Raw genomic sequence first — 14,864 nt, 5'->3', positions numbered from 1 at the left:
ACTGGAAGGCATCCGCCCCCGCACCCCCCGCATCCCCCTCTACTCCACCGTCACCGGCCAACCCCACCACCAACCCCTCGACCCCGCCTACTGGTACCGCAACCTCCGCGACACCGTCCGCTTCGACCAGGCGCTCGACCGGCTCGTCGAGGACGGGCACACCGTCTTCGTCGAAGTGTCCACGCACCCGGTGCTGGGCCTGCCCATGGCCGACGCGACCGCGGCGCGCGGCGGCGTCGTCGCCGGCACGCTCGCCCGTGAGCGCGGCACCACCGCCCAGTTCCTGCGCAACGTCGCCCTGCTGCACGTCCACGGGTACGACGTCGACTGGGACCGGGCGCTGGGCGCCGGGTCCGGGACCCTGGTCCCGCTGCCCACCTACGCCTTCCAGCGCGAGCGGTACTGGGCGCACCGGGCCTCCGGCGGGGCGGGGGGCACGTCAGCGGCCGAGGAGCCGTTCTGGCGGGCCGCCCGGCAGGGGGAGGCGTCGGCCGTGGCCGACCTCCTCGACGTACCGGAGGAGCTGCGCGACCAGTTGGCGGGCCTGCTGCCGTACCTGGCGTCCTGGCACGGGAAGCTGGGTGAGCCGTCCGGGCGCGACGGGGCGGACCGGGAGACGCCCGGCGGTGGTGTCACGGACCGGTTCCGGGACATGATCGCCGGTCTGGACGCGGCCGGCCGCCTGGACGCGGTGGTCGCCCTCCTGCGGGAGGAGACGGCCGTCCTGCTGGGCAGGGCGCCCGGCGAGGTGCCGCCGTCGCAGGCCCTTCAGCAGCTCGGCCTGGACTCGCTGCTGGCGGCCGGGCTGCGCGCGGCGATCGCCCGCCGTACCGGTGTCGGCGTCCCGTCGGAGGTGCTGCTGCGTCCCACCGGCTGCACCGGCATCGCCCGTTACGTGCTGGCCGGCCTGGTGCCGGACGCGGTCGCCGACGACGACGGGGCCGACGGGCGGGGCGCAGCCGCGGGGACGTCCGCCAGTCCCTGGCTGCGGGTGCTCAAGCCCGCCGGGCGGCCGTACGCGCGGGTGCTCGGCATCGCGGGCAGCGGCGGCACGACCGACTCCCACGTGCCGCTGATCCGCCACCTGCCGGAGGGCGTCGAGCTGCTGGGGCTCCAGCTTCCCGGCCGCGAGGCCCGCAAGGACGAGGCGCCCCTGCTGGACGCCGCGGTGGTGGCCGACGAGGTCACCGCGGCGCTGGCCGGCCGGCTCGACGTGCCCGTCGTCCTGTACGGGCACAGCCAGGGCACCTGGCTGGCCTGGGAGATCGCGCACCGGCTCACCCGGCTGCCCGGCCACCCGCCCGTCTCGGTCGTCGCGGCCTGCGGGCTGCCGCCGCACACGGAGCGGCCGCCGGAGCTGGAGAGGCTCCAGTCGGCCGAGGCACTGGTGGGGGCGGCGGCACTCGATGAGCTGGCGGTGGCGTTCCGGGGCATCCTGCCCGACGCGCTCCTCGCCAACGACAAGGTGCTGGCCGCGTACGTCGACAACCTGCGCACCGACATCACCATGGCGCGCAACCACGAGGAGCTGCTGCGCTCGGACAGCCGTGCCCCGCTGGACGTCCCGCTGGTGGCGGTGGGCGCGTCGCTGGACCCGGTCCTCCCGGCCGCGGTGCAGTCCGGCTGGGCGCCGCTGACCAGCGGCCCGTTCACCCTCCGCACGATCGCGGGCACGCACGCCGCGCCGATCGAGAACCCGGAGGCGATGGCCGCCGAGCTGGTGGCGGCGATCCCGGACGCGGGCAGCGGCCGCTGACCGGCCGGTGACGCCGGAAAGGGGAGGGGCCCGGCCGATCGGCCGGGCCCCTCCCCCGTGTGGCGAACCGCCGGCGGCTAGCCGTCCGTGCGCCGCAGCACGAGCCGCCGGATCTCGGCGAGCTGGAGGTGCAGGACGCGGAACTCGGGCGCGCGGACCATCTCCAGGGACGGCAGGTGCGGGAGGATCGCCCCCAGCACGGCCCGCAGTTCCAGCCGGGCCAGGTGCGCGCCCAGGCAGACGTGCTCGCCGTGCCCGCCGAACGCGATCTGCGCGCCCGCGTCACGGGTGATGTCGAAGCGGTACGGGTCGTCGAACACGGTCTCGTCCCGGTTGGCCGACGGGTACCACAGGACCACGCACTCGCCCTTGCGGATCCTCTGACCGCCGATCTCCGTGTCCTGCTTCGCCGTACGCACGAAGTGCGGGGCGATCGTCGTCCAGCGCAGGACCTCCTCGACCGCGCCGTCCATCAGCGACGGGTCCTCGGACAGCATGCGGAGCTGCTCGGGGTGCTCCAGCAGGGCCCGGATGCCGCCCGTGGTGGCGTTGCGCGTCGTCTCGATGCCCGCGACCAGCAGGTTGAAGATGGTGAAGAGGATCTCGTGGAACGCCAGCGGCTCGCCCTCGATCCGGGCCCGCACCAGCCGGCTGAGCATGTCGGTGCCCGTGCCGTCGATCTCGGCCATCCGCTTCTGGACCAGCTCCGTCACATAGGTGTTGAGGGCGGTCATGTTGCGGGTGAACGTGGCCTCGGCGTCCTCGCCGTCACGCTGGTACTCGGGGTCCGCGGCGCCGGTGGCGCCCAGGGCCCACGCGTAGATGTCGTCCCAGTCGGCCGGCGGCGCGCCGACGAGCTCGCAGATCGCGGCCACCGGCAGCCGCCCGGACAGGTGCCGCGCCACGTCGGCGCCGCCCTCCTCGTCGAGTATCGCGACGAAGTCGGCGGTGTAGGCGGCGGCGAGCTCGTGGAAGCGGGCCTCGAGGTCGCGTATCGCCTTGGGGGTGAAGCAGGGGGCCAGCACCTGGCGCAGGTGCCGGTGGCGCGGCGAGTCCATGTACGACAGCGCGGGCGGCCGGTCCGGTGTGAGGCCGAACATCTCGGCGCGCTGCTCGATCTGCGCCTCGAACATCTCGACCGCGTCGGGCGTCTCCAGCGTGATCCGCTGGGCGCTGGAGAAGATCTTCGGGTTCCGTGAGACCCAGGCGATGTCCTCGTGGCGGGTCAGCACCCAGAACGGCTCGAACTGGGGCGGGCGGTACCAGAAAACGGGCGCCTCGCGCCGCAGCAGGTCCCACTCGGCGTACGGGTAGTCCCCCCTCTCGGCGTACACCGCTTCGTCGGTCATGGTCAGGTGGTCGGACGTGAGCATGGTCGTCGGTCTCCCGGGTTCAGTCGAGGTCGAGCCCTGATGCCTCGAGCAGCGCGTTCAGCTCGGCGTTGATGTCGTCGACCGACCGCTCCTCCTCGGCGGCCGCGGCCGGCGAGGAGGCGGCCGCCGGGGCGTCCGGGCTCTCCTGCCGGGCCAGTTCGACGAGGCGTTCCAGCAGTCCGCTGCTGTGCAGCCGGCCGGCGGTGAGCCGTTCGAGCGCCCAGCCGAGGAGCGACTCGGGGTCCTCGGAGCCGGCCGTGCCGGCCTCGGGCTCACCGGCCGGGGAGGGCTGTGCCGGGAGGTCCATCCGGTTCAGGACCAGCCGGGCGATGTGGTCGGGCGTCGGGTAGTCGAAGGCGAGGGTGGCGGGCAGCGGGACACCGCTCTCGGCGGACAGCCGGCGGCGCAGTTCGACCGCCATCAGGGAGTCGAGGCCCAGGTCCTTGAGGACCTGCTGCGGCGAGAGGGACGCGGCCCCGCTGACGCCGAGCACCGTGGCGACCTCGCGCAGCACCATGTCCGTCACCAGCTCCGCACGCCGGTCCTCGGGCGCGGCAAGCAGGTGGTCGCGCAGGCCCGCCGGGTTGCCGGCGGTGCCGGCGGCCGTGGTGGTGGACGCGCGGCGCAGCCGGGGCCGTACGAGCGCCCGGAACAGGGCGGGGGCGTCCTGGCCCTGCTCGGCGTCCCGCCGCACGGCCCGCAGGTCGAGCTTGACGGGCACGAAGTTGCCGGCGGGACGGGCGAGCACGGTGTCGAGGAGGGCGAGGCCCTGCGCGAAGGGGAGCGGCGCGATGCCCTGGCGGCGCATGCGCTCCAGCTCGACCGTGCCCAGGTGGGAGGTCATGCCCACGCCCGCCTGGTGCCACAGCCCCCAGGCGAGGCTGGTGACGGGGCGGCCGGAGGCGCGCCGGTCGGCGGCGAACGCGTCGAGGTAGGCGTTGGCGGCGCCGTAGATCCCCTGGCCCGCCGTGCCGACGGTGCCGGCCGCCGAGGAGAACAGGACGAACGCCGCGAGGTCCATGTCCCGGGTCAGGTCGTCCAGGTAGAAGGCGCCCTTCACCTTCGGGGCCATCACGCGGGAGAGTCGCTCCGCGTCCTGGCCGAGGAGAACGCCGTCGTCCAGTACACCCGCGAGGTGCAGGACCGCAGTCCAAGGCCGGTCCGCCTCAGCAAGACCGAGCACCTGCGCCACGTCATCTCGCCGAGTGACATCACACGCCACCACGCGTACGCATCGCGCACCTTCCCTTTCCAGTTCGTGGATGAGTTCCGCCGCGCCGGGCGCGTCGGCCCCGCGCCGTGAGGTCAGCACCAGGTGGCGCACGCCGTGGTGGCGTACGAGGTGCCGGGCGGTCTCCCGGCCCAGCTCACCGGTGCCGCCGGTGATCAGCACGGTGCCCTCGGGGTCGAGGGGCCGGGCGGCGGTGCCGTCGTCGTCGGCGGCCGCGCGCACCAGGCGGGCGGCGAGCACCTCGCCGCCGCGCACGGCGAGTTCCGGCTCGCCGGTCACGGCGAGGGCGCGGGCCAGGGCGTCCCGGTCGGCGTCCTCGGGGCCGAGGTCGACCAGGCGCAGGGCGCGCTCGGGGTGTTCGGCCCGCGCCGAGCGGACCAGGCCCCACAGGGGCGCGTACGGCAGCCCGTCGAGCCGGTCGCCGGGGAGCGCGGCGACGCTGCCGCGGGTGACCCAGACGAGTTCCGTCGACGCGAGCCGCTCGTCGGCCAGCAGCGCCTGGAGCTGTGCCAGCACGTATTCGGCGGCCTTGTACGCGGCCTCGGGCGCGCTGTAGAAGGGCGGCCGGCCGGTGGTGTCGACGACGATCCGCGCGGGCGTGTCCGGCTGCGACGCGAGCCGTGCGGCCAGGGCGTCGAGGTCGGGCAGGGTCGGTACGCCGAGGAGGCCGGCGAGTGCGCCGGTGCCGGTGAGGACGGCGTCGGCGACCGTGCCCCCGGGGGCGGGAGCGTCCACCGGCCGGAACTCCAGGCGGTGCAGGCCGTCGGCGCCCGGCCCCCGCGCGCCGCGCACCTGGTCGGCCGTCGCGCGGCGCAGGTGGAGCCCGCCGACGCGTACGACGGGCTCGCCCGCCGCGTCGGAGGCCCACAAGCGGATCTCCTGGCCGGTCGCGGACGGCTCGACGTCGACGCGGACGCGCAGCTCTCCGCTGCCCGCCGCGTACAGCTCGACGTCCGTCCATTCGAAGGGCAGGAGGGCGCCCTCCGGCTCCTCCTCGCCGTCCGCGAGGGTGACGCCCTTCATGATGTGGAGGGCGGTGTCGAGCAGGGCCGGGTGGAGGGCGTACTCCGCGCCCGTGCCCGGGTCCGGCAGGCGTACGGCTCCGTACGCCGTGCCGCCCTTGCGCCACAGCTCGGTCAGGCCCCGGAAGACGGGGCCGTAATCGATGCCCTGGGCGCCGAACCGGTCGTAGAAGCCGTCGAGTCCGACCTGCTCGGCCCCGGCGACCGGCCACCGGCGCAGCTCGGCGAAGGCGTCGGGCAGGCTGCCGGTGCGCTCGGCGCCCAGCTCGCCGCTCGCGTGCCGCGTCCAGTCGTCCTGGGCGTCCTCGGGGCGGCTGTGGATGGTGACCGGGCGGCGGCCGTCCGCGCCCGGCGCGCCGACGGTGATCTGGATGTGTACCGCGTCCTCGATCACCAGCGGCTCGGCCAGGGTCAGTTCGGCGACCCCGGTCGCGCCGACCTCGTGGGCGACGGCGGTGGCGAGCTCCAGCAGCCCGGTGCCCGGCACGATGACCGAGCCGAAGACGGTGTGGTCCCTGAGCCAGGGCTGGTCGGTGAGGGACAGGCGGCCGGTGAGGAGGTGCCCCTCGCCGTCCGCGAGCGCGGTCACCGCGCCCAGCCAGGGGTGCGGGGACGCCTCGAGCCCCAGCGAACCGGCGTCGCCGCCGGCCTTCGGGACGGGCAGCCAGTAGTGCTCGCGCTGGAAGGCGTACGTCGGCAGGTCGGTCAGCAGAGTGCCGGTGTCCGTGCCCAGCACCTTGTCCCAGTCCAGGGTGTGTCCCTGGACGTGGAGCAGGCCGAGGTTGCGGAGGAGCTGGGCGGGGGTGCCGTGGTCGCGGGCGAGGGAGCCGACGACGATGCCGCCGTGCTCGGCGCTGCCGTCGGTCAGCGGCATGGACAGCACGGGGTGGGCGGAGATCTCGACGAAGACGGTGTGACCGTCTTCCAGGAGGCGGTTCAGGGCGCGGTCGAAGCGGACCGGCTCGCGCAGGTTGCGGCACCAGTAACCGCCGTCCAGCTCCGAACCCTCGGCGACCTGACCGGTCACCGTCGAGTAGAACGCGATGTCCGCACCGCGCGGCTGGAGGCCCTCGAAACCGGCCGCCAGACCGGGTAGAAGCGGGTCCATCTGCGCGTTGTGGGAGGCGTAGTCCACGTTGATCTTCCGCGCGTACACGTCCTGGGCCTGAAGCTCGGCGACGATACGGACGATGGCGTCCGCCTGCCCGGAGATCACGGTGGAACCGGCGGTGTTCACCGCAGCGACGGACAGGGCGTCGCCGTAGGGGGCGAGGAACTCCTCCACCACCGCGACCGGCCGCTCGATCAGCGCCATACCACCCTGACCCGCACACGCCAGGACCGCCTGCGAACGCTGAGCGACGATCTGCGCACCCTGCTCCAGAGTCAGAGCCCCGCTCACCACAGCGGCCACGACCTCGCCCTGCGAGTGCCCCACCACCGCGGAAGGCTCGACGCCGAGTGAACGCCAGACGGCCGACAGGCCCACGCCCATGGCGAACAGGGCGGGCTGCACCACGTCGACGCGGTCGAACGGCGGGTGATCCCCCTCCTCACCAGCCAGGACCTCACGCACCGACCAACCCGTGAACGGCCGCAGAGCCGCATCACACGCGTCAATCGTCTGCGCGAACACCTCACTGGTAGTGAGCAGTTCACGCCCCATGCCGACCCACTGCGAACCCTGACCCGGGTAGACGAAGACGACCTTCCCGCGCCGCTCGGCACTCCCGGTCACGACAGCGTCATGCGACCGGCCCTCGGACAGCGCGGTCAGCGCCTCCACCAGCTCGGCGGAGCCGGCGGCCACCACGCTGGCGCGTGACGCGAAGTGCGTACGGTGCCGGGCGGCCGTCACCGCCACATCCGCCACGCGGACGTCACCACGGTCCGACAGCCAGGACGCCCAGCGCCCCGCCTGCTCCCGCAGCGCCGCCTCGTCACGGCCCGACACCACCACCGGCAGCGGACCTTCGACAACAGCCGTCTCCACCGGCTCGGCGACCGGCGGTTCTTCGATGATGACGTGCGCGTTCGTCCCGCTCAGACCGAAGGACGACACACCCGCACGACGCGGACGCGCCTCGTCCCGCTCCCACGGCGTGAGCTCGTCGACCACCCGTACCGGGAGGTCCTCCCACGCGATGTTCGGGTTGCGCGGCGTGCTGTGCCGCGTGCCGGGCAGGGCGTCGTTCCTGAACGCGGCCAGCATCTTGCACACTCCGGCGATGCCCGCCGCCGACTCCAGGTGGCCGATGACGGACTTGGCCGTGCCGAGGCCGAGTTCCCGTCCCGGCTCACGGCCCTCCCCGTACACGGCGGCCAGCGCCTGCACCTCGATGGGGTCGCCCAGTGGCGTACCGGTGCCGTGGCACTCGACGTAGTCGATGTCCCCGGCGGACAGGCCGGCCGAGCGGAGGGCCGCGCGGACGACCTTCTGCTGGGAGGAGCCGTTGGGGGCGGTGATGCCGCTGCTGGCGCCGTCGTGGTTGACGGCGGTGGCGCGGATGACGCCGAGGACCGCGCGGTTCTGCGCGACCGCGTCGGAGAGCCTCATGACGGCGATGACGCCGACGCCCTCACCGCGCCCGTAGCCGTCCGCGTCGGCCGAGAACGCCTTGCTGCGGCCGTCCGGGGAGAGCGCGTGCGAGCGGCTGAGCGCGATGAACGCGCCCGGGTCGGCGAGGACCTGGACACCGCCCGCGAGGGCCAGTTCGCACTCGTCGTTGCGCAGCGCCTCGCAGGCCAGGTGGAGCGCCACCAGGGACGACGAGCACGCCGTGTCGATGGACAGCGCGGGGCCCTGGAGCCCGAGGTGGTAGGAGAGGCGGCCGGCGTTGAAGCTGGGCAGGGTGCCGGTCAGGGTGTACGTGTCGGGGGCGCCGCCCTGGCGGTACTTGCCGTACTCGCCGACGCCCGCGCCGACGAAGACGCCGGTGCGCGAGTCGCGCAGCTCGCGCGGGCGGATGCCGGCGTTCTCCAGGCTGTTCCAGGCCGCTTCGAGCAGCAGCCGGTGCTGCGGGTCCATCGGTTCGGCCTCGCGCGGGCTGATGCCGAAGAAGGAGGCGTCGAAGTGGGCCACGTCGCCGAGGAAGGAGGCGCGGCGGGCGTAGGTCCTGCCCTCGGCGTCCGGGTCGGCGTCGTAGAAGGCGTCGATGTCGAAGCGGTCGGCCGGGACCTCGCCGACCGTGTCGCGGCCCTCGGCGAGGACGTCCCACAGGCTGTCCAGGTCGTGGGCGTCACCCGGCATGCGCAGCCCGACGCCGACGATGGCGAGCGGCTCGTCGGTGCGGTGGCCGGTGACCGTGTCGGTGGTGGCCGTGAGGGCGGGTGCGAGTTCGCCGAGCAGCCACCGTGCGGCGGACGCCAGGTCCGGCTGGTCGAAGATCAGGGTCTTGGGTGTGACGACCCCGGTGCGCTTCTGGACGCGGGTGCTGAGGTCGACGGCCATCATCGAGTCGAACCCGAGGTCCTTGAAGCCGCGTTCGGGGTCGAGCGAGGCGGGGTCGGTCACGCCCAGGACCGCCGCGGCCTCGGTCGCCAGCAGGTGGCGCAGGTGGTCCTCGCGGGCGTCCTCGGGCAGGGCGAGCAGGGTGGTGCGCAGCGGGTTGCCCTGCTCGGCCGGGGTGCCGGCGGCGGCGCGCGCCTCGGGGATGTCGCGGAGGAACGGGCGGTCGCCGTTCTCGGCGTACGCGGCGGCCGCCGTCGCCCAGTCGGTCTTGGCGACGACGGTCGTGCCGCCGTGGGCGAGGGCCGTGTCGAGGGCGTCCAGGGCCCGGTCCGCGGGCATCGGGGCGAGGCCGATGCGGCGGAGCTGGGTCTCGGCGGCGCCGTGGGTCATGCCGCCGTCGGCCCAGGGGCCCCAGCCGATGGAGACGGCGGGCAGGCCCTCGGCCCTGCGCTGTGCGGCGAGTGCGTCGAGGGCGGCGTTGGCCATGGCGTAGTTTGCCTGGCCGACGTTGCCGAGGACGCCGACGACGGAGGAGTACAGGACGAACGCGTCGAGGTCGCGGTCGCGGGTGAGTTCGTGCAGGTGCCGGGCGGCGGCCAGCTTGGGTGCGGCGGCGGCCGCGAGGGACGCGGCGTCCTGGCGGTCGAGCAGCCGGTCGTCGAGGACGCCGGCGGTGTGGAGGACGGCGCGCAGGGGCGCCTCGTCCCGGTCGAGTGCGGTGAGGAGCTCGCCCAGGTGGTGCGGGTCGGTGACGTCGCAGGAGGCGAGGGTGACGCGGGCGCCAGCGGCGCGCAGTTCGGCGGCGAGCCCGGCGGCGCCCTCGGCCTCGGGCCCGCGCCGGGACACCAGGACCAGGTGTTCGGCGCCGCGTTCGGCGAGGCGGCGGGCGAGGTGGGCGGCGAGGGCGCCGCTGCCTCCGGTGATCAGGACGGTGCCGCGGGGCGTCCAGGGCCGGACGGCGGCGGTGGCCGTCGTGCGGCGGAGCCGGCGGGCGAGGCGTCCGGCCGGGCGCAGCGCCACGTGTTCCTCGGCGCCCGGGGTGCCGTGGGCGGCGAGGGTGGCCAGGAGCTGCCGGGTGGTCGCCGCGTCGGGGGCGGCGGGCAGGTCGAGCAGGCCGCCCCAGCGGTTGGCGTGTTCGAGGGCGACGACGTGGCCGAGGCCCCAGACGAGGGCCTGCTCGGGGGCGGGGGCGCCGTCGGTGTCGTGGGCGCGGACCGCGCCCTGGGTGACGAACCACAGGGGGGCGCGTACGCCGGCGTCCCCGAGGGCCTGGACGAGCGCGAGGCTCCGGACGGCGCCGGTGGTCACGGCGGGGTGGGCGGGGTGGGGCGTGGTGTCGGCGGCGGTGAGGGCGAGGACGCCGCGCAGGGTCGTGTCGCCGAGGGCCGCGGTCACCTCGCCGATGCGCCGGGTGTACGCGGTGCGGTCGTCGGTGTCGTCCGGGCCGGGGTCGGCGGTCAGGATGTGCGCGGTGGCGCCGGCGCCGGTCAGTGCCTCGGCGAGCTGTTCGGCGAGGGGGTGGGCGGCGGTGGGGGCGAGGAGCAGCCAGGCGCCGTCCGGCAGCGGTGCGGTACGGGCCACGGCGGAGGGCTGCCAGGTCTCCTCGTAGCTCCAGTCGGCGATCTCACCGGCGCGGTCCTGCTGTTCGCGCCAGGTGGCGAGGTAGGGCAGGAGGGTGGCGACGGCGGTGGTGTCGCCGGCTCCGAGGAGTGCGGAGACGCGCTCGCTCTCGCCGTCGGCGACGGCCTGCCACAGGGCGTCCTCGGCCGGTGAGCGCTCGTGGCCGGTGTTCTTCTTCGGCCGGGGTTCGATCCAGTAGGGGCGGCGCTGGAAGGCGTACGTGGGCAGGTCGACGGGGACTCCGCCGGCCAGGACGCGGTCCCAGGCGATCTCCTGGCCCGCGACGTGCGCGGCGGCCAGGGCGTGGACGAGGGTGTGGACCTCGTCGGCGTCGCCCGCTCTCTGCGAGGCGATGAAGACCGCGTCGCCTTCCACGCATCCGGCGCCCATGGCGGACAGCACCGCGGCCGGACCGCACTCCAGGAACCGGGCATACCCGGCCCGCTCCAGCGTCCGCATCGCGTCCAGGAACCGGACCGCCTCACGCACCTGACGCACCCAGTACGCCGGATCGGTCACCTCGTCGGTGACCCAGTCACCGGTCACCGTCGACACCAGCGGAATCACCGGAGCGGCGAACGCGCAGCCCGCCGCGATCTGCTCGTACTGCGCGAGCATCGCGTCCATGTGCGGCGAGTGGAACGCGTGCGACACCTCCAGGCGCCGCGTGCGCCGCCCCAGGCCCGCGAAGTGGTCGGCGACCTCCAGGACCGCGGCCGTGTCACCACTGACCACCGTCTGCGCCGGACCGTTCAGGCCCGCCACCGACACCCGGCCCCGCACACCCGCCAGGACCTCCAGCACCTCCGGCTCCGACGCCTCCACCGACGCCATCGCCCCGCCACGCTCACACGCCTGCATCAACCGGCCACGCGCCGCCACCAGCTTCGCCGCGTCCGGCAGGTCCAGCACACCCGCCACATGCGCCGCCGCCAGCTCACCGATCGAATGACCGGCCACCGCACCCGGCACCACACCCCACGCCCGCCACAACCGGAACAGCGCCACCTCGACCGCGAACAGCCCCGGCTGCGTGAACTCCGTCTCGTGCAGCAGCTCCGCGTCGGCGCTGCCCTCGGGGGCGAACACGACCGCCGCCAGCGGCAGCCGCAGGTGCGGGTCGAGCGCCGCGCACACCTCGTCGAACGCCTGGCGGAACACGGGGAACGCCGCGTACAGCTCCCGGCCCATGGCGATGCGCTGACTGCCCTGGCCGGTGAAGAGGACGGCGAGGCCCCCGTCGACCGCCGCGCCCTCGACGAGGCCCGGGTGCGCCCGGCCGTCGGCCAGGGCCCGCAGCGCCTCGCGGGCGTGCGCGGAGGTGGCGGCGACGGCGCCCGCCCGGTGTTCCAGGTGGGGGCGGTGGTGGGCGGCGCTGTAGGCGATGTCGAGCAGTTCGGCCTCGCCCTTGCCCTCCAGGTGGCCGGCGAGCCGGGCGGCGTTCGCGGCGCGGGCCTCGGGGGTCTTGCCGGAGACGGTGAGGACGACGGGTGCCTTGAGCGTGGGCCGCTCGGTGCGGCCGTGGACGGCCGTCCAGTCGATGTCATGGCCCTCGCACCACAGCCGGGCCGCCACGTCCTCCAGGCTCTGGCGGGCGGGCCGGTCACGGCGGCAGGCGGCGAGGGCGACCGCGTCGGTGGCGTCGGCCGCGGCGAACGTCCGCTTGAGGGAGTGCCGGGCGACGGGGTGCGGGGCGATCTCCACGACGCGCAGTCCGCGCACGGCGGCCGGCCCGGTCACGGCGAGTGCGGTGGCCGCCTCGGCCAGCAGCATGGGCTCGCACATGTTGCGCGCCCAGTAGCCGGCGCCGAGGGCGGTGCCGTCGACGAAGTCGTTGACGACGGTCGACCAGAACGGGATGGACGCGGCGCGCGTGTCCAGGGTGCCGAGCCGGCGGACGAGTTCGGGGGCGAGCTCTTCGAGCTGGGCGCTGTGGGAGGCGTAGTCGATGTTGACGCGCAGGGTGCGGTGGCCGTTGTCGGACAGCTCCCGTTCCAGGGCGGTGATGGCGTCGGTCGCGCCGGACAGGCACACCTGGCCGGGCGCGAGGTGCCCGGCGACGGAGATGCCGCGGCTCTCGTCGGCGGTGAGCCGGGCGGCCTCCTCGATGGTGAGGTCGCACACGACGAGGGTGCCGCGCCCCGAGGCGCGTTCGGCGATCAGCGCCGACCAGGTGGTGATGAGCCGGGCGCCCTCGTCCAGCGGGAGGGCGCCGGCGACGACGGCGGCGGCCACCTCCCCGATGCTCTGGCCGAAGACCGCGTCGGGCTCCAGGCCCCAGGCGGCCAGGGTGCGGGCGAGGGCGACCTGGAGGGAGAACAGGACGGGCTGGACGACGTCGGTGCGGTCGAGCCGGGAGCGGCTCGCGTCGGCGAGGAGCTCGTCGGTCACGGACCAGTCCGTGAACGGCCGCACCGCGCGGTCGCACTCGTCGAGGGCGGCGCGGAAGGCGGGTTCGGCGAGCAGGTCGCGGCCCATGCCGATCCACTGGGCGCCGTGTCCGGAGAAGAAGAAGGCGAGCGAGGGCCGCTCGGCGGGGGTGCGGGGGCCGCTGACGACACGGGCGCCGCCGGGGCCGGTCAGCGCGGCGACGGCACGGTGTCCGCCCGTCGCACCGGCGCCCCGGTCGGTGTGCGGGCCGGCCGGCGCCGCGCCCTGGGTGCCGAGCGCGGCGAGGACGTCGTGCAGGGCCTCCTCGCTGCCGGCGGCGACGGGGACGAGGCGGCGCCGGCGGTAGGGCGCCTCCTCGAGGGCGACGTGGGCGTTGGTGCCGCCGAAGCCGAAGCCGCTGACACCCGCGTAGCGGCGGCGGGCGGCGGGCCACGGCTGGCGTTCGGCGACGACCCGGAGCTTGTTGCCCTCGAAGTCGATGTGCGGGTTGGGCACCTCGAAGTGCAGGCTGGCGGGCAGTTCGCCGTGGTACAGGGCGAGGGCGGTCTTGAGCAGGCCGGTGACGCCGGCCGCCGGCTCCAGGTGGCCGAAGTTGGTCTTGGCGGAGCCCAGGCGCAGCGGTTCGTCACGGCCTTCGGCGAAGACGGTGCCGAGGGCCTCGGCCTCGATCGGATCGCCGAGGAGGGTGCCGGTGCCGTGGGCCTCCACGTAGGAGACGTCCTTGGGGTCGACGCCCGCGTCGCGCCAGGCGGTGCGCACCACGTCGGCCTGGGCCTGCGGGTTGGGGGCGGTCAGCCCGTTGGAGGCGCCGTCGTTGTTGACGGCCGTGCCGCGGATCACGGCGTACACGCGGTCGCCGGCGGCCAGGGCGTCGGAGAGCCTGCGCAGGACGACGACGCCGCAGCCCTCGCCGCGTACGTAGCCGTTGGCGCCCGCGTCGAAGGCCCGGCACTGGCCGTCGGGGTTCATGCCGCCGAACTTGGTCATGGCGACGGTGGTGTGGGGGTGCAGCATGACGTTGACCCCGCCCGCGAGGGCGAGGTCGGTCTCGCCGCGGCGCAGGCTCTGCACGGCGAGGTGGGTGGCGGTGAGCGAGGAGCTGCACGCGGTGGCGACGGCCATGGCGGGGCCGTGCAGGCCGAGGGTGTAGGCGATGCGGGCCGGGATGATGGAGTTGTCCCAGCCGACGGCGGAGTGCGTCTCGATGGTCTCGGCGTCGGCGCCGGTGGCGAGGTGGTACTCCTGCGCCATCGTGCCGAAGAAGACGCCCGTGCGGGTGCCGGTCAGGCCGGAGGGGACGATCCGGGCGTCCTCGAAGGCGGCCCACGCGACCTCGAGCGCCATGCGCTGCTGCGGGTCCATGTGCTTGGCCTCGGCGGGCGAGATCCGGAACAGGTCGGCGTCGAATCCGGCGACGTCGTCGAGGAAGCCGCCCCACCGGGTGGTCATCCTGCCGGGGGCGCGCGGGTCGGGGTCGAGCCATTCCTGGGCGTTCCAGCGGTCGGCCGGGACCTCGCGGACGGCGTCGAGCCCCTCGCACAGGCTCTCCCACAGCGCCTCGGGCGTCTCGATGCCGCCGGGCAGCTTGCAGCCCAGGCCCACGATGGCGATGGGTTCGTCGGCCGCCACGCGGCCGGGCGCGGCGGTCCGGGGCGCGGCCACGGCGGGGGCGGCGTCGCCGCCGGCCAGGTGGGCGGCGAGGCCGGCGATCGTCGGGTACTGCCACACCACCCAGCTCGGCACGGGGCGTTCGAGGTGCTCGGAGAGGACCGCCACGACGGACATGATCTTCAGGGAGTCCAGTCCGAGGTCGCGCAGCGGCCGGCCGGTGTCGACGGTCTCCGGCCGTACGTCGAGGGCTGCCGCGACGGCGCCACGCAGGAAGTCGGCGATGTCCTCGGCGCCCGGCAGGGGGGCCGCGACGCCACTGTTCGGCTGGGCAAAGCTCATCTGCTCTTCCTTGCTCGTCGGACCGGACTTCCGGCACACGGGGGAAATCAGCGGGGGCCGCCCCGGACGG

General features: G+C 74.9%; 3 protein-coding genes. 1 reads left to right on the top strand and 2 read right to left on the bottom strand.

All coding sequences use genetic code 11. From position 1 onward, the window contains the following. Nucleotides 1-1,756, top strand: a 1,756-nt coding sequence (locus E2B92_RS31280) for a thioesterase domain-containing protein (RefSeq protein WP_133087776.1), incomplete at its 5' end; no start/stop codon positions are given. Between the two features lie 77 nt (nucleotides 1,757-1,833). Here E2B92_RS31280 and E2B92_RS31275 read toward each other — a convergent pair. Together E2B92_RS31275 and E2B92_RS31270 are read right to left on the bottom strand one after the other, a co-directional pair. Further along, the gene (locus E2B92_RS31275) at nucleotides 1,834-3,129 is read right to left on the bottom strand and encodes a cytochrome P450 (protein WP_126888439.1); all 1,296 of its coding nucleotides are present in this window, start codon (nucleotides 3,127-3,129) and stop codon (nucleotides 1,834-1,836) included. A 19-nt stretch (nucleotides 3,130-3,148) separates the two neighbouring features. Continuing rightward, nucleotides 3,149-14,794 carry a type I polyketide synthase gene (locus E2B92_RS31270; RefSeq protein WP_133087775.1) on the bottom strand — a complete coding sequence of 3,882 codons (11,646 nt, stop codon included), beginning with the start codon at nucleotides 14,792-14,794 and terminating at the stop codon, nucleotides 3,149-3,151. Between the last annotated feature and the right edge of the window lie 70 nt (nucleotides 14,795-14,864).

This window comes from Streptomyces sp. WAC05374 (assembly GCF_004353505.1).
Classification (GTDB): domain Bacteria; phylum Actinomycetota; class Actinomycetes; order Streptomycetales; family Streptomycetaceae; genus Streptomyces.
This window is presented reverse-complemented; position numbering and strand designations above follow the sequence as displayed.